The 21,763-nt window shown below is 66.3% G+C and carries 20 protein-coding genes; 14 read left to right on the top strand and 6 right to left on the bottom strand.

The window, feature by feature from the left end:
* Window positions 1-136: 136 nt before the first annotated feature.
* From C8J42_RS16200 to gyrB, 4 genes are all read left to right on the top strand, one after another.
* The gene (locus C8J42_RS16200) at window positions 137-946 is read left to right on the top strand and encodes a Coq4 family protein (RefSeq protein WP_133020894.1); all 810 of its coding nucleotides are present in this window, start codon (window positions 137-139) and stop codon (window positions 944-946) included.
* Between the two features lie 197 nt (window positions 947-1,143).
* Entirely contained in the window at window positions 1,144-2,364 is a 1,221-nt protein-coding gene (locus tag C8J42_RS16205; protein WP_133020895.1) for a DNA replication/repair protein RecF, read from the top strand.
* A gap of 84 nt (window positions 2,365-2,448) precedes the next feature.
* Window positions 2,449-3,264, top strand: a complete 816-nt coding sequence (locus tag C8J42_RS16210; protein WP_243644523.1) for an OmpA family protein — start codon at window positions 2,449-2,451, stop codon at window positions 3,262-3,264.
* 515 nt (window positions 3,265-3,779) lie between these two features.
* Window positions 3,780-6,311: a DNA topoisomerase (ATP-hydrolyzing) subunit B gene (gene gyrB / locus C8J42_RS16215; RefSeq protein WP_133020896.1), complete on the top strand. Its 2,532-nt coding sequence runs from the start codon at window positions 3,780-3,782 to the stop codon at window positions 6,309-6,311.
* A gap of 11 nt (window positions 6,312-6,322) precedes the next feature.
* Here gyrB and C8J42_RS16220 read toward each other — a convergent pair whose 3' ends face one another.
* The gene (locus C8J42_RS16220; RefSeq protein ID WP_133020897.1) at window positions 6,323-6,910 is read right to left on the bottom strand and encodes an alpha-ketoglutarate-dependent dioxygenase AlkB; all 588 of its coding nucleotides are present in this window, start codon (window positions 6,908-6,910) and stop codon (window positions 6,323-6,325) included.
* A 103-nt stretch (window positions 6,911-7,013) separates the two neighbouring features.
* Here C8J42_RS16220 and C8J42_RS16225 point away from each other — a divergent pair, with 103 nt between their 5' ends.
* Window positions 7,014-7,661 (top strand): DsbA family oxidoreductase, encoded by a 648-nt coding sequence (locus C8J42_RS16225; protein ID WP_133020898.1) that lies wholly within the window; start codon window positions 7,014-7,016, stop codon window positions 7,659-7,661.
* 153 nt (window positions 7,662-7,814) lie between these two features.
* Here C8J42_RS16225 and C8J42_RS20655 read toward each other — a convergent pair whose 3' ends face one another.
* Both C8J42_RS20655 and C8J42_RS16230 read right to left on the bottom strand, forming a co-directional pair.
* The gene (locus C8J42_RS20655) at window positions 7,815-7,940 is read right to left on the bottom strand and encodes a hypothetical protein (RefSeq protein ID WP_259457500.1); all 126 of its coding nucleotides are present in this window, start codon (window positions 7,938-7,940) and stop codon (window positions 7,815-7,817) included.
* 66 nt (window positions 7,941-8,006) lie between these two features.
* The gene (locus tag C8J42_RS16230; protein ID WP_133020899.1) at window positions 8,007-8,435 is read right to left on the bottom strand and encodes a DUF1810 domain-containing protein; all 429 of its coding nucleotides are present in this window, start codon (window positions 8,433-8,435) and stop codon (window positions 8,007-8,009) included.
* A 100-nt stretch (window positions 8,436-8,535) separates the two neighbouring features.
* Between C8J42_RS16230 and C8J42_RS16235 the strand changes: the two genes are divergently transcribed.
* Window positions 8,536-9,048 (top strand): hypothetical protein, encoded by a 513-nt coding sequence (locus C8J42_RS16235; protein ID WP_133020900.1) that lies wholly within the window; start codon window positions 8,536-8,538, stop codon window positions 9,046-9,048.
* Window positions 9,049-9,051: 3 nt separating this feature from the next.
* Window positions 9,052-9,669: a YbhB/YbcL family Raf kinase inhibitor-like protein gene (locus tag C8J42_RS16240; RefSeq protein ID WP_133020901.1), complete on the top strand. Its 618-nt coding sequence runs from the start codon at window positions 9,052-9,054 to the stop codon at window positions 9,667-9,669.
* Between the two features lie 413 nt (window positions 9,670-10,082).
* On the opposite strand, the gene C8J42_RS16245 is transcribed toward C8J42_RS16240, so the two are convergent.
* Complete coding sequence (locus C8J42_RS16245) at window positions 10,083-11,132, bottom strand: GGDEF domain-containing protein (RefSeq protein WP_133020902.1); 1,050 nt, start codon at window positions 11,130-11,132, stop codon at window positions 10,083-10,085.
* A gap of 93 nt (window positions 11,133-11,225) precedes the next feature.
* Window positions 11,226-11,765 (bottom strand): peroxiredoxin, encoded by a 540-nt coding sequence (locus C8J42_RS16250; RefSeq protein ID WP_056061405.1) that lies wholly within the window; start codon window positions 11,763-11,765, stop codon window positions 11,226-11,228.
* 90 nt (window positions 11,766-11,855) lie between these two features.
* Here C8J42_RS16250 and C8J42_RS16255 point away from each other — a divergent pair, with 90 nt between their 5' ends.
* A complete protein-coding gene (locus tag C8J42_RS16255) occupies window positions 11,856-12,695 on the top strand; it encodes an inositol monophosphatase family protein (protein ID WP_133020903.1) in 840 nt (279 codons plus the stop codon).
* A gap of 566 nt (window positions 12,696-13,261) precedes the next feature.
* On the opposite strand, the gene C8J42_RS16260 is transcribed toward C8J42_RS16255, so the two are convergent.
* Window positions 13,262-15,397 (bottom strand): AsmA family protein, encoded by a 2,136-nt coding sequence (locus C8J42_RS16260; RefSeq protein WP_207897153.1) that lies wholly within the window; start codon window positions 15,395-15,397, stop codon window positions 13,262-13,264.
* Window positions 15,398-15,565: 168 nt separating this feature from the next.
* On the opposite strand from C8J42_RS16260, the gene rpmI reads away from it, so the two are divergent.
* The 6 genes from rpmI to C8J42_RS16290 all read left to right on the top strand — a co-directional run bounded on the left by rpmI (window position 15,566) and on the right by C8J42_RS16290 (window position 21,522).
* Window positions 15,566-15,769, top strand: coding sequence for a 50S ribosomal protein L35 (gene rpmI / locus C8J42_RS16265; protein ID WP_031395289.1), 204 nt, complete (start codon window positions 15,566-15,568; stop codon window positions 15,767-15,769).
* Window positions 15,770-15,788: 19 nt separating this feature from the next.
* Entirely contained in the window at window positions 15,789-16,154 is a 366-nt protein-coding gene (gene rplT / locus C8J42_RS16270; protein ID WP_056054375.1) for a 50S ribosomal protein L20, read from the top strand.
* Between the two features lie 257 nt (window positions 16,155-16,411).
* Window positions 16,412-16,741 carry a GIY-YIG nuclease family protein gene (locus tag C8J42_RS16275; protein ID WP_056061401.1) on the top strand — a complete coding sequence of 110 codons (330 nt, stop codon included), beginning with the start codon at window positions 16,412-16,414 and terminating at the stop codon, window positions 16,739-16,741.
* Between the two features lies 1 nt (window position 16,742).
* On the top strand, window positions 16,743-17,858 hold the full coding sequence (gene pheS / locus C8J42_RS16280) for a phenylalanine--tRNA ligase subunit alpha (RefSeq protein WP_133020904.1): 1,116 nt from the start codon (window positions 16,743-16,745) through the stop codon (window positions 17,856-17,858).
* Window positions 17,855-20,353, top strand: a complete 2,499-nt coding sequence (pheT, locus tag C8J42_RS16285; RefSeq protein WP_133020905.1) for a phenylalanine--tRNA ligase subunit beta — start codon at window positions 17,855-17,857, stop codon at window positions 20,351-20,353. Before pheS ends, pheT begins: the two co-directional genes overlap by 4 nt.
* A 287-nt stretch (window positions 20,354-20,640) precedes the next feature.
* Window positions 20,641-21,522 (top strand): aldose 1-epimerase family protein, encoded by an 882-nt coding sequence (locus C8J42_RS16290; protein WP_133020906.1) that lies wholly within the window; start codon window positions 20,641-20,643, stop codon window positions 21,520-21,522.
* Window positions 21,523-21,763: the final 241 nt, after the last annotated feature.

Here is a 21,763-nt window from a genome sequence, read left to right on the forward strand (position 1 = left end):
GATCTGACAAAGAGCGGATCGAACGAGGTGACCTGCTGGCGGAGAGGTTAGTTCGTTCAAGCCGAGATCATCCGTCCTGATTGACTCCACGCCCAGCGCTCAATACTAACAGCAGTGTCAGTAAGGAGTCGACTCGATGGCGAAGCTTCCTCCGTTTCCCGGTACGACCGGTCGTCGCGATTGGCGTACGGCGTTCGATGCGATCAAGAAATTGCTCGCGAACGGCGACGACACCACGCAGGTGTTCCGGATCATGCGCGCGCTCAACGTCGGCAATGCGCCGATGAACTACGCGCGGTTGATCGCCACCGAGCAGGGCGGACGGATCGCCTATGACCGCGTCGAACTGGCGCAGCGTTTCTCCGACTCCGCGTTCGTCGCGAGCTTCGCGCCCGGCACGGTCGGGGCGGCGTATCGCACTTTCCTCGAGACGACGGGCTATTCCGCCGACGGCCTGGTCGAGGTCTCGCGGCTCGTGCCGTCCGAGGACGATCTGGCGCATCCCTACGCGTGGTTCGGCCGGCGGGTGCGCGATACGCACGACATCTGGCACGTGCTGACCGGCTACAAGGCGGACGAGAGCATGGGCGAGGCGGCACTCGTTGCGTTCAGCTATGCGCAGGTCGGCGGGCTCGGCTGGGCGCTGATCGGCTCCGCGGCGGCGCTGAAGAGCATGCGCGTCACCGGCAGCAAGCTGTTCGCGAAGGCGGTCTGGGAAGGCTATCGCAACGGGCGGAAAGCGAAATGGGTGTCGGGCGAGGATTATCTCGAACTGCTCCACGAGCCGCTGGAGAACGCGCGCGAACGGCTCGGGATCGTGACCCCGGTCGCGTATCAGCGAGCGCAGCGCGAACTCGGACCGGCGCTCGCATCGTATCTCAGCACGCAGAAGGCGGCGACCGCGGCGGCCGCACCCGCAGTCGTGCCGGAGCGGATCGCCGCCTAACGCGATGCTCGATAGCGGACTGCGCTCGATAGCGGACGGGGCGTGGCGCTAGCGCGGTTGTGATCGGATCGATCCCTCCCCCGTTCGTGCTGAGCGAAGTCGAAGCACTGGCGCTCGTGCCATGCCGTTAGACTTCGCTCGGGCCGAACGGAAAAGGGCGATGCAATCGGCTTCGAAAGTCCTTTAAGGCGGGTGCAATGCTCTCGCGCCTCGTCCTTACCGATTTCCGCAATCATGCCGACCTGACGCTGACGCCGGGACCAGGGTTCGTCGTGCTGACCGGCGAGAACGGCGCGGGCAAGACGAATATCCTTGAAGCGGTGTCGCTGCTCGCCCCCGGCCGTGGGCTGCGGAGAGCGGCACTTGGCGAAATGGCGCGACAAGGTGGGGCAGGCGGCTTCGGCGTAGCGGCCACGCTGTTTCCAGAGCGCTCGCAGAAGAGCGCAACAGAATTCCCCTCCCGCTTGCGGGAGGGGTCAGGGGAGGGCACGACGTACGTACTGGCGTCCGGCGTCGAGGAAAACGCGCCCCTCCCCCAACCCCTCCCGCAAGCGGAAGGGGAGTCAGAAGCACAGGGGCAGGCACCGGCTCCAGCCGAAGTCGACGTCGCCACCGGCACGCTCGCCTCCGCCCCGGAACGCCGCATCGTCCGCATCCAGGGCGCGACCACCACCGCCAACGCACTAGCCGAGTGGCTCACGATCCTCTGGCTCACGCCCGCGATGGACCGCCTCTTCGTTGCCCCCGCGGGAGAACGCCGAGGCTTCCTCGACCGCCTCACGCTGGCCCTCGCCCCGAGCCACGCCCACCACGCCGCCCGCTACGACGCCGCGATGCGCGCGCGAAACCGCCTGCTCGCCGACGAAGGCCGCCCCGACGGCGACTGGCTCTCCGCGCTCGAAGCGCAGATGGCCGAGCACGGCGCCGCGGTCGATGCCGCCCGGCGCGAGACGGTGACGTTGCTCGGAACACGGCTTGCGGAACAAGGCGACAGCCTATTCCCCCGCGCCGGCCTGACACTCGAAGGCTGGGCCGGCGACACCACGCGCCTGCAAACCGACCTCGCCCAGGGCCGCGCGCGCGACGCCGCTGCCGGACGCACGCTCAGCGGCCCCCACCGCGTCGACCTGATCGTCACCCACCTCGACAAGGCGCGCGCCGCGTCGCTCGCTTCGACCGGCGAACAGAAGGCGCTCCTGCTCGGCATCGTCCTCGCGCATGCTGACCTCGTTGCCGAGCGGACCGGCCAGCCCCCCGTCCTCCTCCTCGACGAGGTCGCCGCACATCTTGATCCAGCCCGCCGCGCGGCGCTGTTCGCCCGGCTCGCAGGCCGCGGCCAGGTGTGGATGACGGGAACCGAAGACGCGCTGTTCGACGCGATCGGCGCGCAGGCAACGCGGATCGCGGTCGGGCGTTAGGCTGAACGCGCGCTGTCGACTGGACTCACCGTGCGTTCAAGCGGGCGCGGGCAAAGCTCCGTCCATCGAAGACACGGAGAGATCATGATGACTCGGAATTTCACGCGCGCAGCCCTCGGCGTCCTGATGGTGGCAGCAACCACCGCCCCCGTTTTCGCGCAGGTCCGTGACGGCGGACGGCCAGAGGGGCGTTACGACATGAGCCGCGCGCCTTGGTCGCGTCCCGGCTATCGCCTGGAAGGCGCCGGTGTTCCGGTGCTCTTCCGCGAACTGCGCGACACGCCGCGCGGCCGCGCGTTCGTGATGCCGAACTTCGACGCGAACGGCGATGGCCGGATCAGCCCGCGGGAAGCCGACGACGCCAACCGCGAATTTGCGCGCATCGCCGGCCCCCGCCGCGACCGGTTCGACTGGGATGCGTATGGCCGTGACCCACGCGGTTATCGCGGCGACCGCGGCGGCACGACTGTAGTCGAGACCACCACGACCTGGGATCGCGGCGCGATGCGCAACTACGGCTTCCGCCAGACCCCGCGCGGCGCGACGCTGACGCTGCAGGAGGACGTGCTGTTCCGCACCGACAGCGCCGTGCTGCGTCCCGGCGCGATCGAGAAGCTGCGCCCGCTCGCCCGCTATCTGCGCGGCAACCCCGGTGTTCGCGTCGCGATCGACGGGTTCACGGACTCGCGCGGGACGGACGTGCATAACCAGGACCTGTCCGAGCGTCGCGCGGCGAGCGTCCGCCAAGCCTTCGACGACATGGACGTCGTCCGCGCGCGGTTCAGCGTGGTCGGTCACGGCGAGCGCGACCCGGTCGCAACCAACGCAACGCCGGCCGGCATGCGCCTGAACCGCCGCGTCGAAGTGACCCTGCTAGGCCAACGCGCCGACCGCTTTTGAAGCCGGTCTCCCTCGCCCCTCCGGGGAGAGGGAAGGGGCCCGCGGCCCTTGCCGTGGGAAGGGAGAGGGGAGTGAGGCTCGGGCGCACACCCCAACTCCCCCTCACCCTCCGTCGCCTACGGCTCCTCCCTCCCTCTCCCCAAGGGGAGAGGGACGTAAGGGCCGCGCGGCTTTAGTCGGCCACCACCCCGGCGAAGGCCGGGGCCCAGTTGGGCGACGTCGTTAACAGAGTGCGGCACGTTGTTATTGAAACCTTTCCACCTGGGCCCCGGCCTGCGCCGGGGAGGTGGCTTCATCGGAGAAGCCGCGAGCGCGCTGTCCTACACGACCAGACCCTGTCACCATCCCGCATGGCGATCCCAACCCTCTCTGAACCGACGCGCCCAATCACCAAAGTACACATCCCCGCCAAAACGCTCCCAGCGTCTGCACTTCCTATACTTCACTCGCCGACGCCCCAGCCCCCGCAGGCCATTTCGCTTCCGTTTCGGCCCTCGAATGCCTATATACTCGGCATGGCATCCAACCCCGAAACCAACAATCCCAACCTCCCGAACATGGGCGACTATGGCGCGGACTCGATCAAGGTCCTGAAGGGCCTCGACGCGGTCCGCAAACGCCCCGGCATGTATATCGGCGACACCGACGACGGGTCCGGCCTCCACCACATGGTGTTCGAGGTCAGCGACAACGCGATCGACGAGGCGCTGGCGGGGCATTGCGACCGGATCGACATCGTCCTCAACGCCGACGGCTCGGTCTCGGTCACCGACAACGGTCGCGGCATCCCGACCGGCATCCACACCGAGGAAGGCGTGTCCGCAGCCGAGGTCATCATGACCCAGCTCCACGCCGGCGGTAAGTTCGAGAACACCAACGACGAGAACGCGTACAAGGTCTCGGGCGGCCTCCACGGCGTCGGCGTCTCGGTCGTCAACGCGCTCAGCGAATGGCTCGACCTGACGATCTGGCGCAATGGCGAAGAGCATTACATGCGCTTCGCCTTCGGCGATGCGGTCGCGCCATTGAAGGTCGTCGGCCCCGCGACGGAAGGCCAGAAGGGGACGCGAGTCACCTTCTTCCCATCGCCCGCCACCTTCAAGATCACCGATTTCGACTTCGACAAGCTCGAACATCGCTATCGCGAGCTCGCGTTCCTGAACTCGGGCGTACGCCTGTTCCTCTCCGACGCGCGACACGAGGAAATGAAGACCGTCGAGCTCTATTACGAGGGCGGGATCGCCGCGTTCGTGAAGTATCTCGATCGCGCGAAAGTGCCGTTGATGCCGGAGCCGGTCGCGATCAGCGGCACGCGCGACGACGTCACGATGGACGTCGCGCTGCAGTGGAACGACTCGTATTACGAGAACGTCCTCGCCTTCACGAACAACATTCCGCAGCGCGACGGCGGCACGCACATGGCCGCGTTCCGCGCCGCGCTGACGCGAACACTCAACAACTACGCCGAGAAATCGGGCATGTTGAAGAAGGAAAAGGTGCAGCTTACCGGCGAGGACATGCGCGAAGGCCTGACCGCGATCGTCTCGGTCAAGCTGCCCGATCCGAAATTCAGCAGCCAGACCAAGGACAAGCTCGTCTCGTCCGAAGTCCGCCAGCCGCTGGAAAGCCTGATGGCCGACAAGATGGCGGAATGGCTGGAAGAGAACCCCGCGCATGGGAAGGCGATCGTCGCCAAGATCATCGACGCCGCCGCCGCGCGCGAGGCTGCCAAGCGCGCCCGCGAACTGACGCGGCGCAAGGGCGTGATGGACATCGCCTCGCTACCCGGCAAGCTCGCCGATTGCCAGGAGCGCGATCCCGCCAAGTCCGAACTGTTCCTGGTCGAGGGTGACTCGGCAGGCGGCTCGGCCAAGCAGGGCCGCGACCGCCATTTCCAGGCGATCCTGCCGTTGCGCGGCAAGATTCTCAACACCGAGCGCGCGCGTGAGGACCGGATGCTGTCGAGCCGCGAGATCGGCACGCTCATCACCGCGATGGGCACCGGCATCCGCGACGACTTCAACGCGGACAAGCTGCGTTACCACAAGATCGTCATCATGACCGACGCAGACGTCGACGGCGCGCACATCCGCACGCTGCTGCTGACGCTGTTCTACCGCCACATGCCCAAGATCATCGAGGGCGGGTATCTCTACATCGCCCAGCCGCCGCTGTATAAGGCGACCAAGGGCCGGTCGGAAGTGTACCTCAAGGACGACGCGGCGCTCGACGAATATCTGGTCGACGCGGGCGTCAATACGATGGTGCTCGACGGCCCAGGCGGCGGCCGTTCGGGGCGCGACCTCAAGGATCTGGTCGACCACGCACGCCGGATGCGGACGCTCATGCGCTACGTCCCCAAGCGCTATGATGCCGGTATGATCGAGGCGCTGGCGCTCGGCGGCGTGTTCGATCCGGAAGCGTCGGTCGAGGATCGTACTTCGCGTCTGGAGATCGTCACGCGTCGTCTCGAACTCGACGACGGCGACGCCCGCTGGACCGCGGTATTGACCGAAGACGGCGGCATCCACTTCCAGCGTGCATGGCGCGGCGTCACCGATCACCACATCATCGAGGCCAGTTTCTTGGTGTCGGCCGAAGCGCGCAAGTTGCACGCGCTGTCGGGCGAGCATGCCGAGAGCTACGCCCACACCTCGAACCTCGTTCCCGCCAGCAAGGCGGCGGCGACCGAAGAGCCCGAGGCTGAAGAGGGTGCGGAACCTGGCGCCGGTGTGATCGGCTCGGTCACCGCCGTCGCCGCACGCGGCTCGACGCAGGTCTCGCGTCCGAGCCACCTGCTCGATGCGATCCTGACCGCTGGGCGCAAGGGGCTCGCGATCCAGCGCTACAAGGGTCTTGGCGAGATGAACGCCGAGCAGCTTTGGGAAACCACGCTCGACCCGTCGGTCCGCTCGATGCTCCGCGTCACCGCGGTCAACGCCGAGAGCGCGAACGAGATTTTCACCCAGCTGATGGGCGAAGTCGTAGAACCCCGCCGCGAGTTCATCCAGGACAACGCGCTGAACGTCGCCAACCTCGACGTGTGAGGACGGAACCGTCAGCGCCGGTTTGACCGTGCGCTGGCGGTAAAGCTGCGGAAGGTGATCGACCAGCGCGTCACTTCCATCTCGGCGATGCTGTGCTCCCAGTCATGCCGCGCCTCGCTGCTGAGATGGTACACCGACCGCGGCGCAAGCGGCACGGCGGCGCGGTCGAACCCACCGGGCGTGCGCCGTCGGAACCGCATCGTTGCCGGTACGCCGAGCGAAATACCGACGACATGCTCGAACACCGGCCGGTCGCGGTGCCAGCCTATTCCCGCGCCCGGATCGTACCGGATAAGCAACGCCTGGACGAGCGCATCCTCCGGCAGTTTCGCAAACACGGCGGCACGCTGGCGGATCGGCAGCAGCCAGTCGGGCAACGGATCGGTCGCACCGAACTGGCTGGTGTCGAAATCATAATGCCAGCCGAACGACCGGGTCAGCCGCTTGCCCAGCCAACCCTGGAACCGGAACGGCGCTAGATCCTGTTCGTCGATCCGAGCGATCAGCGCCTCCTCCTCGTCCCGGCTGAGCAGCGCGTCGCGATATTCGAGCCCTGGCAGGACGGGTGTGCCGAAAAGGTCTGCGGTCGGATTGGCCATTAAGCGGATGTAGGAATGCGGACGGCCGTCGTCAGCCAAAAGCCCCGCGGTTGCTCATCCGACCGCCGCCATCTACCGCGGTACGCGCTTGCCGGAGACTGACATGACCGCCCATCTCAAGATCGACTTCGTGTCGGACATCGCGTGTCCGTGGTGCATCATCGGCCTGCGCGCGCTGGAAGAGGCGTTGGTCCGTGCGGCGGATGCGCTCGACGCGAAGATCGTCTTCCAGCCGTTCGAACTCAATCCGGCAATGCCCGCAGGCGGCCAGAATATCGGCGAGCATATCGCGGAGAAATACGGGTCCACGCCCGAGCAGTCCGCGGCGAACCGCGCGATGATCGTCGACCGGGCACGCGACCTCGGTTTCACGATGGCGATGACCGACGCAAGCCGGATCTACAACACGTTCGACGCGCACCGGCTGTTGCACTGGGCGCAGATCGAAGGGGGGCAGGCGGCGCTCAAGCACGCGCTCTTCACCGCAAATTTCACCGATAATGTCGATCCAGGCGATCACCGCGTCCTGGTCGATGCCGCGACCAAGGCCGGGCTTGATCCCGTTACCGCCGAAGAGGTGCTGCGATCGGGACGCTACGCGGGTGAGGTTCGCGCGGCGGAGGAACTGTGGCGCGCCCGCGGAATCAACGCGGTGCCAGCGATCGTGATCCACGACCGGCATCTGATCTCGGGCGGCCAGCCCGTCGAAGTCTTCGAACAGGCACTACGGCAGATTGCCGCGGCGGGCTGACCCGGATCGGGTGGTCAGGCAGCAGGGTTGATTCGCCGGACCCGTCATCGTCTCGGGCACACTGCACTGCGCCCGATCGACCGGAACAACGGAGGGCGCTCCGTCATCGCCCGGTCGAAGATCTTGCCGGCGCGGTACCCGCCCCGGCGCGCCTCAGTTCAGCGTCGTCATCTCGACGGGCTTGCCCTTGGTGGTCGGGTTGGACGCGTTCGCCTTGGGTGCCTTTTCGGCCTTGGGCTTGCGGACTTCCTTGCTCGATTTCTTCTGGCTCTTCGCCATCACGGCACCTCATGGGGCGGAAGGCCCCGCGGTCACACTACACGCGTTGCCGCCAATGCCCCTATCTTATCGGTTCGGCGTCCGGCGCAGCAGGTCCAATGTCGCCTGGTCGTCTTCGCCACCGAAGAACCGGTCGAGCGCCGTGCGTAACGGCGAAGGATCGTCGGCAACCGCGGCGAACAGCGTCATCGATGACCGCAACTTCACCGCATCGATCCCGCCGAGAATCGTTTCGGCGGATCCGGGCGCAGCCGTTACCGTCTGCGTGACCTCGATCAGTCGCGGTCCGAGTACCGGATGCGCAAGATACGCCCGAGCTTCGTCTGCCCCGGTGATCGCGTAGGTTCGCGCCATGGCGCTCTGCCCCAGTCCGGCGATCTGTGGAAAGATGAACCACATCCAGTGACTGCGCTTGGCCCCGCGCTGCAACTCCGCCAGCGCCTGCGGATAGACGCCGTCTTGCGCCGCGACGAAACGATCGAGATCATGCTCCATGCACCCGAGATGGTCGCATCGGCTCCCCTCCGCAACCACGATGCCGGTCGATGCGTTGCAAAGGGAGTTGAGGAGATCAGGTGATGACGACGGTGCGATCATGAGGACGGCAATCGCGGTCGCGTTGCTTGCGGTGCCGCTCCTCGTCGGCGGATGCGGACGTAACGACGATCCCACCAAGACCGCAGCGCCCAGCGGCTTCACCCCGCCCGAAACCCGTGCGCCTGCGCCGATCGCAGGTCAGGCGCAGACCACGCCGATCACCGCCTATGTCGGCAAATACCCGCATGATGCGGTCGATGGCGTCGATTTCTTCGACCGCACTGATGTCGCGACCGGCCTCGTCAACGCGGTCGGCGATGCGAAGCTGCGCGAGATGATCCGCGGTCGGTCGGGGCCAGCAACGCCCATTTTCAAGATGAGCGACCGCGTGGCATCCTGGGGCTGCGAAGAGCATAATTGCGGCGATCACAACTGGACGGTGATCGTCGACCCCAAGCGTGGCAAGACCCAGGTCTGCTACCATGACGCAGCCAAGATGGGCCCGCAGAGCGACTGGTATGACGGCGCGGCGCCCGCCCGTCGTGCCGAAACCTGCCCGTCGGAAGGATAAGCCATGCTCGAACACATCCCCGCCTGGCTTGGCCATGCGATGAGCGGCCTGCGTGCCGGGATCGACAAGCTGGCGATCGTCCAGCTCGGCGAGAACTTCGAGACCTTGACCCTGACCAGTCCGGCGTTCGCGCACGAAGCACGGATGCCGCCGCGCTTCACTGCGGACGGGGAAGGCGTGTCGCCACCGCTTGTGTGGAGCGAACCGCCGGCAGGGACCGAGCGCATGGTATTGATCGTCGAGGATGCCGATGCCCCGGCCCCGCAACCCTTAGTCCATGCGATCATCTGGGGACTCGAAGCGGATTCGGGCCATCTGGCCGAAGGCGCGATCGCTGCGGACGGTGAGGGCGACGCGAAAGGTCGCGATGTCGGTCGGAATTCCTATCTGCGCGAAGGTTGGTTGCCGCCCGATCCGCCCAGCGGACACGGCGAGCATCGCTATGCGTTTCAGGTCTTCGCGATCGGCGTAGGCGCAGGGGATGTCGGTGCGACACCCGGGCGCTCGGCGGTGATCGAGGCAATCACCGGGCATGTGCTGGCGGCAGGGCTGTTGATCGGCACCTATTCGCGCGAAGAAGAGGCGCCCGTAGGGCCGGTGGGGCTGGCCTCGCCCGCCTGACCGTGACGCCCGGCAGGCGCCTCGTCGGTCAGGCGAGCGCGCCGCCAGTCTGTGTCGCGATCAGCAGGATGGTGGTCGAAAAGGCGATGAGGCCGATGAGGATGCTGCGGTTCATGATGGGTTTCCCGATCAAGCGATGGGGATGATCGGGACGGCAGTGCCGACTGCGATGGCTGCGAAGAACAGTGCGCCGACGAGCGAGAAGGCGATGCGCTGAGCGGTTTCGAAACGGATCGACATGAGATTTTCCTTCGATGGTCGGGCGCCGGACCATCCGGCTGCCGATATCGAATGAATTGCATGGTGCGTGCCAGTTTTTTAGATCGTTGATTTTACGCGGTTTATTGTTTTTGCGAAGATCGAGTTGGTACGACGCACCAATTCTTCGTCGCAAATTTCGCCAACCCTCGGGATCAACCCGCGCAGACCCGATCGCGCCCGTCCTTCTTCGCGGTGTAGAGCAACTGGTCGGCCCGCTGGAACGCGGTTTCGGCGGCCTCGTCCGCATGGATCGCGGTCACGCCTGCGGATACCGTAATCACGCCGAGCGCGGTGTCTGTCTCGCGGTTGCGGAAGCGTTTGGCGGCGACCGTCGCGCGGACGGAATCGAGCATGTCCGCAGCTTCGGCCAAGGCGATCCCGCCGAGCAGCACCGCGAATTCCTCGCCGCCGTGGCGAACGACGAGATGTGGCGCGCATTCGGCCGCCATCGCCTGGCCGATCGCGGTGAGCACGCGGTCGCCGACACCATGGCCGTGCACGTCATTGATCCGCTTGAACCGGTCGATGTCGCACAAGGCGAGGCAATAGGGCCCGGCGTCCCGGTCGCGCGTCGCGAACGCTTCCTCGAACGCGCGTCGGTTGGGCAGGCCGGTCAGTACGTCGCGGCGTGCCGTATCGCACGCTTCGATCAGCTTCGACCGGAGCGAATCGGCCTCCGCGGTGGCCGCCGCCAGACGTACCTCGCTGTCGTGGATACGGGCGATCATCGCGCTTGTGATTTCCGCGATCTCGTCGATCTCCGCCAGTTGCGTAATCGACGCCGCGCTTTTGGCCAGTTCACGGCCAAAGCCATGCGTCTCAGCCTGGATCGTCCGCACGATCTGCACGAAGCCATCGACCTGCTGTTGCGTCTCGATCACGAGCGCGATCGCGGTATCCGGTACCGGATTGGTGTCCGCAGCGCCGCTCGTTCGCCGCGACTGGCCTGGCGGCGGCCCGTCTATCACCATTCCGCCGAGTCGCTCGATATCCGATCGGGTGAGACGAACGCCGTCCTGCGTCAGCGCAGCGACTTGCGCGGCCAACTCGCTCCCGGGCGCCGACATCACGGCATAGGCAAATGCGTAATGCGCGGGATCGGGGCTCAACTTCTGTTCGTCGAGGAACGCGCCGATCCGCTCGAACAGCGTCGTGTCAGGTCTTGCGCCCCGTATCGATCCGGCCACTCGTACGTCGCGCATGTCATCCCCCGCGTCCTCGCCAAAGCGATAGACCCGAAAGCGTTATCATAATGTCACCGGACCGGCAGGTATTTGCCGGTCCGGTATCGATCATTACTTGCCCGTGAGCTTCTGGACCGCAGCAAGCGTCGTCGAGACATGCGCCTCGGGATTCATCTCGTCATGGACGAACGCGATGCGGCCGTCCTTGGCGATGACGTAGCTGGTGCGCTTGGTGATGTCGCGTCCTGCCATCTGCTTGCCAAGCGCGACGTCGTAGCCCTTGACCACGTTCGGCCCAGCGCTGGCGACCGCGAACTTGCCCGCGCACTTCTCGGCGGAGAACTTGCTGAGCGTCTCGACATTGTCGGCCGACATGCCGATCACGGTCGCGCCTGCCTTGGTGAACGCCGGGATTGCTTCCGCAAACGCATGCGCCTCGGCGTTGCAGCCGCCGGTGTAGGCCGCCGGGAAGAAGTAGAGCACGACCGGGCCCTTCTTCAGCTGCTCGGCGAGGTGGACGGTGAACACCTTGCCGGCGATCGCGCCGCGCGTGGTGAAATCCGGAGCCTTGGCGCCGGGCGCGAGTGCCGCCAGTGCAGGCGCCGCGACGAGGAGGGCAGCGGCGGTGGCAAGTGTCGAGACGAGGCGCATGGATGATACTCCGTTTAGATCGCAATGACCTACGCTGGCGTGATCGATCCGTCCATTGCCCGTGACGCTCGCGCTCGATAGGCTGGAAATATGCCAGTAACCCAAGCCGATATCGATCTCGCGCACCGCCTCGCGGATGCTGCGGGCCACGTCATCCGACCCTATTTCCGCCACGAGCACGGCGTCGAGATCAAGGACGACCAGTCCCCCGTCACCCGCGCCGACCGCGAGGCCGAATCGGCGATGCGCCGGTTGCTCGACGCCGAACGCTCGGGCGACGGCATCGTCGGCGAGGAGTATGGCGAGAAGCCGGGCGTCACCAACCGCAAATGGGTGCTCGATCCGATAGACGGCACGCGCAGCTTCACTGTCGGGCGTGCGATCTTCGGGACGCTGATCGCACTGGTCGAGGATGGCTGGCCGGTACTCGGGATCATCGACCAGCCGATCCAGCGCGAGCGCTGGGTCGGTGTTGCGGGACGTCCGACGACACTCAACGGCGTACCGGTCCGCACCCGCACCTGCCGTGAACTGGCGGGCTCGACGATCGCCACCACCAGCCCGCATCTCTTCGACGAGGTCGACGTGCCGCACTATCTCGCGCTGGTTGCGGCGATCTCGGGCGGCAACCCGCGGCAAGGTCCCGTATATGGCGGCGACTGCTACAATTACGGCCTGCTCGCGAGCGGCCATCTCGACGTGGTTTGCGAGTCAGGCCTCAAGCTTTACGACTTTGCCGCTTTAGTGCCGGTAGTCGAAGGCGCCGGCGGCCGCATGTGCGACTGGAACGGCGACCCGCTGACCGCGGACAGCGAAGGTCATGTGCTCGCGATCGGCGACCCCGCGCGAATGGACGACGTGCTTGAGGCGATGCACCGGTTGCAGGATGCACACGATCACGATGCGCATGACGGCCATGACCACGGATAAGGATTCCCCTCCCGCCTGCGGGAGGGGCTAGGGGAGGGCACGACGTACGTACCGGCGTCCGGCACGCGATCAGTCCTTCTCGCAAGAGGGAAGGGATCAAAAAGGCGTCATCGCAAACCGCAACGCCCCCACATCAACACCCCCATCCGTCATCCCGGCGGACGCCGGGACCCACGGACACGGGCAGGTAGCCCTCTGAGCGGATCCAACCATGGGCCCCGGCGTCCGCCGGGGTGACGGGGTTGGTGTGGTGAGGAGTAAGTGCTTCGACGGCTGCGTCGTAGCCAAGCCGCTATCCAGCTCCAGCAGCGTATGTACTTCACACTACGTGCGACACCGGCCACAGGCAGCAACGGGCCACCGGCAACAACCGACCACGGGCAACATCCGACCTGCATGTCCACCACCGAGCCCCGCTCACACCCCATTCCGTCATCCTGGCGGACGCCGGGACCCACGGACACGCAACGCTAGCCTTCTAAGCGCGCTCAACCATCGAAACCGGCGCTCGCGTGACGCGAAGAAGATCAAGCTAGGGAAAGGGGGCGTACCATCTCCCCGCGCCCTCAGAAGATCCCCAGAAACTTCTTCCGCTGCCCCTTCCGCTCCGCGTCAGACGTCTTCCCGTCCTCGGCCTTGGCGGTCGTTCCATGCCCCACGTCGTCCCGCGGCTGGCCCTTGGTGGTCCGCTGCGCCGCCGCCGTAGCCCCGGAGAGCACCGGCCCGCACGCGGTAGACTTCGCATCGCCGACATCGACGAACGCCAGAATCCCCGCGACGGGCGTCGCCACCAGTGCCAGCCCGAGCCCGCTGCCGACCCGCGCAAGCAGATCCTTCGAGATCACGCTGAGCTTAGGCGCCGCGAACATTCCGCCGACTCCGACCGGCGACTGCCCGGCAAACAGGCTGAACTTCTTCGAATCCGCCCGAAAGGCCAGATCCACCGCCTCGTTGCGGAAGCTGAAACCGCCGCGGCCGACGATCACGTTCTTGCGCGTATCGATCAGGATCGGGTCCGCCGCCGCAACGCCGCCGCGCACGGTAAAGCCGATCAACCCGCAATTGATCTGCACGGGCTCGTCCAGCTTCCCCTGGAACATCCGCTGCGCAAACGTGCCGATGTCGAGCTCAGCCAACTGAACGTTGCGCACAGAAAGCGCTCCCGATGGCAGCACAAACGCGATCCGCCCGCGCGACGACGCCAGCGAATCATGGATCGAGTCGCCCCGGCCATCGAGCTTGATCCGACCCTTGACGGTCCCAGTCGTCCCGGCCTCGGTCAGCCCATAGCCCTTGAGCAGCCGACCCAGCGGCGTCGGTGCAAGGCGGATGTCGTAGGATACCGCGCTCGGCCGCGCGCGCGTGTCGAAAATGACGTCCGACGCCACGTTGCCGCGCGCCATCGAGAAGGTCAGCGGCGACAGCGCCAGCCGCCCACGCTCCAGGTCGAGCGTCAGGTCGATGTCGGAGATCGGCAGGTTGCGCGACTTCACCACCCCGATCGTCCATTTCAGGTCGGCATCGAAGATCTGCATCGTCGCGACCGGCAGGTTCCCGTCGGGCAGCAGGCGCTGCGGCGCGGCGCCCGTTGCGGCAGCGGCCGCCACCGCGCCCTTCGACTCAACGATGTCAGGATTGAAGCCGATGAACGGAGCCGCATCGATGATGTCTAGGCTCTTGGTCGTGAGCACCGAATCGAGATGGATCCGCTCGCCGTTGGTAATCGTCAGCTTGCCCGCGAGATCGGTCCGGCCCGCAAAGCCGCGCAGGTGCGTGAAGGCGTATTCGTCGCCCTGCTTGATGAGCTGCGCGCGCAGTTTGTAGGTCCGCGTGTTCGGGATCGCGACGTCGATCACGCCGAGCAGCGTCGACAGATTGGCGCCGCGTGCGGTGACGGCGAGCGGCACGTTCTCGACATCGGCGATGCTCGGCAGCGTCCCCGCGACGTCGATGATGTTCCCCGCCGCCCGCGCCCGCGCGACCAGCTTGTTCTGCCCGCGATTGGCGGTCGCGTCCGGTGAGAGCAGTTGCGCGGTCACGGTGAACGGCGTCTCGCGCAACCGCCCCTTGCCGGTCAGCCCGACCGCGCGCCCGATCGTCGCGTCGACCGAGCGGATGTCGGCGACCTTGAGGTCCGCCAGCACGCGCATCCGCGGATCGAGATAGCGCACCGTCGTGCCTGTCACCGTCGCCACGTCGATCCGCGGAAACTCCAGCGGCTTGCCACCCTTCTTGTTCGAGAACGTCCAGGTATTGGCCGAATGCGCCGCGTTCCACTCAAGATCGACCGCGCCGTTGACCAGATCGAGCCAATACAGCCGCCGCTTGCCGAAGAGCAGCGACAGCGGCGCGATCCGCGTGTCGAGCTTGTCCGCCTGGAACAGGTTCGGCTTGCTCGCCCAATCGGGGTTCGAGAGCGTGAAGTTCTCCGCGTACAGCTTGATGCGGAACGGCGCGAAATAGAGCTGGAAGTCGCCGCGCACCGTCAGCGTCCGGTGCGTGAGCGACCCGACGACGCGCTCGAACGGATGCTTCAGGAAACGCCCCTTAGTGATGTACAGCACCAGCCAGATCGCGACGACGACCGCGACGATCCCGAGCAGGATGTTGCGCAGTATCCGCCGCTTGCGACGTTTTTGCGCATCGACCGGCGCAGGGGCCGGGGGAGGGTTCTCGATCGGCTGCGTCGGGCTGTCGTCCATGCTTCGCCTATCGCACGACAGCCGCGTCAGTTCCACAACGGTTGATATGGCGGATCATTGCGTCTATGCGGCCCGCTTCCTCGAAGGGAACGCGTTCTACGAATCGCCCGGCCAGTGTGGGCTGCCGCGGCGATTTCAGCGTCCTCCTTCGTAACCGAAAGGATAAAAATGCCCAAGCTGAAGACCAAGAGCGGCGTCAAGAAACGCTTCAAGCTCACCGCCACCGGCCTGCTCAAGCACGGCGTCGCCGGCAAGCGTCACCGTCTGGCGCATCACAACGGCAAGTACATCCGTCAGAACCGCGGCACCAAGCTGCTGTCGAAGGCCGATACCGCAGCAGTGAAGGCCTGGGCGCCTTACGGCCTGCGTTGAGCTGAGAAGGAATTAGACAATGGCACGCGTAAAACGGGGTGTTACCACCCGCGCCAAGCACAAGCGTATTTTGGTTCAGGCGAAGGGCTATTATGGCCGTCGTAAGAACACCATCCGCATCGCCCGTCAGGCCGTCGAGAAGGCCGGACAGTACGCATATCGCGACCGCAAGGTTAAGAAGCGCACGTTCCGCGGCCTCTGGATCCAGCGCATCAACGCCGGCGTCCGCGCCGAGGGTCTAACGTATTCGCAGTTCATGCACGGCGTGAAGCTTGCAGGGATCGAACTCGACCGGAAGGTCCTGGCCGACATCGCCATGCACGAGGGCGCTGCATTCAGCGCCATCGTCGCCCAGGTGAAGGCGGCTCTCCCCCAGGCCGCGTAATTTCGCGACTGAGGTGAGTTTCGGGAGGGCGTCGGTGGGAGACCACCGGCGCCCTTTCTGTATTTGTGGAAGTGGGCCCTGATTATGGCCACCCCCTCCCCCCCTCCGTCATCCCGGCGAACGCCGGGACCCATGGTTACGGTGGACCCGGCGAAAACGTGCTACCACAACCCGACCCGCTACCATGGGTCCCGGCGTCCGCCGGGATGACGGAGCTCTTGAGATGAGCGCTCAAGCGGTGATCAGGGGGCACGAAAATGCGCGAAACCTTCCAGCCGTGCGTCTACATCCTCCACTCCCGCCGCCACGGCACGCTCTACATCGGCGTCACCTCAAATCTCCTCGCCAGGCTGGTTCAGCACCGAGAGGGGTTGATCCCCGGCTTCACTCGCCGGTACGGCATCAAGCGTCTCGCCTATTACGAGATGTTCGACACGATGGAGGCCGCGATCGTTCGCGAGAAGCGGCTGAAGGAATGGCGAAGAGCGTGGAAGATCGAGCTGATCGAAGCGCGCAACGAAAATTGGGACGATCTGGGTATCGGCCTCGGGCTGCCCCGCCTAACCGAACCCGCCCTGGGAGTATGACGTGACCGAAGACCTGAACCAGATGCGCGACCACATGCTGACGGCGATCGCCGCCGCATCCGGGCTCGACGCGCTCGATGCGTGCCGGGTCGAGGCGCTCGGGAAGCAGGGCACGATCACCGCGCTCCTGAAGACGCTCGGCAAGATGACCCCCGAAGAGCGCCTCGTCCAAGGCCCGCTGATCCAGGGCCTCCGCGAAGCCGTCGCCAACGGCATCGCCGAGCGCAAGGCGACACTCGAACGCGCCGCGCTCGACGCGCGCCTCGCCAGCGAAACGCTCGACATGACGCTCCCCGCGGACGCGACGCCCGCCGGCACGATCCACCCCGTCAGCCAGGTCATGGACGAACTCGCCGAGATCTTCGCCGACCTCGGCTTCGCGGTCGCGACCGGTCCCGAGATCGAGACCGACTGGCACAATTTCACCGCGCTCAACATCCCCGAGACGCACCCCGCCCGCGCGATGCACGATACTTTTTATCTCCAGCAGGGGATCGACGCGAAGGCGGCGGGCACCGCCGACGAGAAGACGACCTTCTCGCTGCTCCGCACGCACACGTCGCCGGTCCAGATCCGCACGATGTTGTCGCAGAAACCCCCGATCCGCATCATCGCCCCCGGCCGCACCTACCGCTCTGACTCGGACGCGACGCACACGCCGATGTTCCATCAGGTCGAGGGCCTCGTGATCGACAAGGGCATCACGCTCGGCCACCTGAAGTGGACGCTCGAGACGTTCGTGAAGGCGTTCTTCGAGCGCGACGACATCGTCCTCCGCCTGCGCCCCAGCTACTTCCCGTTCACCGAACCGTCGGTCGAGATCGACGTCGGCTACACGCTGGTCAAGGGCAAGCGCGTCGTCGGCGGCGCCGAACCCGATGGCTGGCTCGAGATCCTCGGCTCGGGCATGGTTCACCGCAAAGTCATCGAGGCCTGCGGTCTCGATCCCGACGAATGGCAGGGCTTCGCGTTCGGCTGCGGGATCGACCGGCTGGCGATGCTCAAATACGGCATGGACGACCTCCGCCCGTTCTTCGACGGCGATATCCGCTGGCTCAAGCATTACGGCTTTTCGAGCCTCGACGTCCCCACTTTGTCCGGCGGAGTCGGCGCATGAAGTTCACGCTCAGCTGGCTCAAGCAGCACCTCGAAACCACCGCCACGCTCGACCAGATCATCGAAGCGCTGACCCGCATCGGCCTCGAGGTCGAAGGCGTCGAGAACCCGGGCGAGAAGCTGGCCGCGTTCAAGATCGCCAAGGTGCTCAGCGCCGAACGCCATCCGCAGGCCGACAAGCTGCAGATCCTGTCGGTCGACGCCGGTAACGGTCCGCTCCAGGTCGTCTGCGGCGCGCCCAACGCCCGCGCCGGACTGGTCGGCGTATTCGGCGCGCCCGGCGCCTACGTCCCCGGCCTCGACGTCACGCTGAAGCTCGCCAGCATCCGCGGCGTCGAATCCAACGGCATGATGTGCTCGACGCGTGAGCTGGAACTCGGCGAAGATCACGACGGCATCATCGAACTGCCCGCGGACGCGCCGATCGGCACGCCGTACCCCGATTACGCCGGCCTCACGGACCCGGTCATCGACGTCGCGATCACGCCCAATCGCCAGGACTGCATGGGCGTCCGCGGCATCGCGCGCGACCTCGCCGCGGCCGGCCTCGGCACGCTCACCCCACTGACCATCCCCACCCCCCCCGTCATCCCGGCGGATGCCGGGACCCAAGGTGCGGCAGGGGCAGACGGCGAACTCGATCGCCGCCCTCGCAGCAATAACGAAGCAAGGACTGGGGACGGACCCAATGTCGCGACCCTGGATCCAGAAGGCTGCCCGGCTTTCTTCGCCCAGACCGTCACCGGCGTGCGCAACGGCGAGTCCCCCGCGTGGATGCGCCGCAGCCTGCTCGCGATCGGCCAGAAGCCGATCTCCGCGCTCGTCGACATCACCAACTATCTGATGATCGACCTCGGCCGCCCCCTGCACGTCTACGACCGCGCCAAACTCTCCGGCGGCCTCGTCGCGCGGAAAGCCCAGGATGGCGAGCAGGTCGTCGCGCTCAACGGCAAGACCTACACGCTCGACGCGACCATGACCGTCATCGCCGACGACGCGGCCGTGCACGACATCGGCGGCATCATGGGAGGCGAGCATTCGGGCGTGTCGGCGGAGACCACCGACGTGCTGATCGAATGCGCGTATTTCGATCCCGACCACATCGCCCGCACCGGGCAGAAGCTGACGCTTACCTCCGACGCGCGCAGCCGCTTCGAACGCGGCGTCGATCCGGCGTTCCTCGAAGACGGCCTCGCGATAGCCACCGCGCTCGTCGTCCACATCTGCGGCGGCACGGCCAGCGACGTCACGCGCTCGGGTGAGCCGCCGCTCGAACCGCGCGTAATCCACTACGATCCGCGCTTGAGCGCAGACCTCGGTGGCCTCCACGTCGCCCCCGAACGGCAGGCGCGGACATTGTTGTCGCTCGGCTTCACGATCGGCGCGATCACGTCCGCCGATGCGTTCAGCGACGCGCTGTTCTCGACGATCGAGGGCAAATGGCCGGTCACGATCCCGACCTGGCGCCGCGACGTCGACGGCCCCGCCGACCTCGTCGAGGAAGTCGTCCGCATCGAGGGCATCGACACTATCCCCTCGACGCCGCTCCCCCGGATGCCCGGCGTCGCCAAGCCGACCGCGACCCCTGAGCAGAAGCTCGAACGCCGCGCACGTCGCGCCGCCGCCGCCCGAGGGCTCGACGAAGCGGTAACCTGGAGCTTCCTCTCTGACGCCGAAGCTGCGCCTTTCGGTGGCGGCGCGTGGACGCTCGCCAACCCGATCAGCGAAGACCTGAAAGTCATGCGCCCGTCGCTGCTCCCCGGCCTGCTCGCAGCGACGGGCCGCAACCTCAAGCGTGGTCAGCAGAGCGTCCGCCTGTTCGAGATCGGCCGTCGCTACCTCGCCGACGCGGAACGCGCGACGCTAGGCGTTGTCCTGGCAGGCGACCGCCGGCCCCGCGGCTGGCGCGAGGGCAAGGCGGCCAGCTTCGACGCGTATGACGCGAAGGCCGAAGCTCTGGCGCTTCTCGCGGCCTCGGGCGCGCCAGTCGACAATTTGCAGGTGATGGGTGAGGCCGGCGACGCATGGCACCCTGGCCAGTCGGGCACGCTCCGCCTCGGGCCGAAGACGGTGCTGGCGAGCTTCGGCATGCTCCATCCGTCGGTGCTGAAAGCGTTCGACCTCGACGGCGCGGTCGCTGCGGTAGAAGTCTACCTCGACGCGATCCCGCCCAAGCGTGCATCTGGCTTCGCGCGTCCGGCCTACACGCCGCCGGCGCTGCAAGCCGTCCGCCGCGACTTCGCCTTCCTCGTGCCGGCGGCGCTCGCCACCGACACGCTGGTCCGCGCGGTCAAGGGGGCGGACAAGGTCGCGATCGTTTCGGTGCGCGTGTTCGACGTGTTCACCGGGGCAGGGGTGGAGGACGGCCACAAGTCGGTCGCGGTCGAGATCGTCCTGCAACCGACCGCCAAGAGCTTTACCGACGAGGAGATCAAGGCGATCGCCGACAAGGTGGTCGCAGCGGCTGCAAAACAGGGCGCGAGCCTCCGCGTCTAGCTTGCCCTCACCCTTCCCACGGCCAAGCAGCCGCGGGCCCCTTCCCTCTCCCCCGAGGGGAGAGGGAAGGGGCCAAAGGCGGCGAGGGTGAGGGCACGCGCTGGCGTCCTCATACCACCCCGGCGAAGGCCGGGGCCCAATTGGCAAGGCCATCGTGGTGATGCGATGCCCTTCGTTAACACCGTTCCCCAATTGGGCCCCGGCCTCCGCCGGGGTGGTGCTGATGTCGCGGGTAGTTTTGTGAGCGTTACGCGGACTCGCGCGTTAAGAATGACGGAAGGAACCCCATGACCGACCTGATCACGATCGCCAACGACCACCTCACCGCGCAGATAAACTCGCACGGTGCCGAACTCACCCACCTCCACGACGCCGACGGCCGCGAGCAGATGACCAACGCCGACCCGACCTTCTGGACCGGCCACGCACCGATCCTCTTCCCCGTCGTCGGCGTCGTCAACGAAGGCGTCATCCGCCTCGACGGTCAGGCCTACCCGATGCAGAAGCACGGCTTCGCCCGCCATTCGACGTTCGACGTCGTCGCGCAGTCGGAAAGCTCCGCCACCTTCCGCCTCACCGACAGCGAGGAAACCCGGAACGCCTACCCGTTCGCGTTCGCACTCGACATCGTCTTCACGTTAGACGGCGCGACCCTGACGCTCGAGGCGCACATCCACAACCGTACCGACGCCGCGATGCCGGCAAGCTTCGGCTTCCACCCCGCCTTCGCCTGGCCGCTCCCCTACGGCGAAGCCCGCGCAGACCACCGCATCACGTTCAACGCCGACGAACCCGGCAAGCTGAAGGCGATCAGCCCCGACGGCCAGATCGCCGTCGACGAGCGCCCCTCGCCGGTCGAGGACCGCGTCATCGCCTTACGCGACGAGTTGTTCGCCAGGGACGCGCTGGTGTGGGATCCGATCCACTCCGACGCGGTCACCTATGGTGCCAAGACCGGCCCGCAGTTGAAGATCGCTTTCCCCGATACCCCCAAGCTGGGCATCTGGACCAAGCCCGGTGCGGCCTATGTCTGCGTCGAGCCCTGGCACGGCATCGCCGACCCCGAAGGCTATACCGGCGACTACCGCGACAAACCCGGTGTGTTCGAGATCGCTGCGGGGGGTATGAAGACCATCACCATGAGCGTGACGCTGGTCCAGGAGCACTGACGAACCCCCCTCCCTGAAAGGGAGGGGCAGGGGGTGGGTGGGTTTCCGTATCACGGCACGGTTGCGGCCAAAGCTGACCGACCCACCCCCAACCCCTCCCTTCCAGGGAGGGGAGAGCGTTCCGGTTCGGGCAAACGTAGCGTTCTCTTCTCTATCGCGGCCTGAGTCAACAGGCGCAGACCACTCTCCGCCGCCGCGAGTGCGCCGGTTTGAGGAATTGGTAGGCGACGAAAATACAAAT

The organism is Sphingomonas sp. PP-CE-1A-559 (genome assembly GCF_004340965.1).
Taxonomy (GTDB): Bacteria; Pseudomonadota; Alphaproteobacteria; order Sphingomonadales; family Sphingomonadaceae; genus Sphingomonas.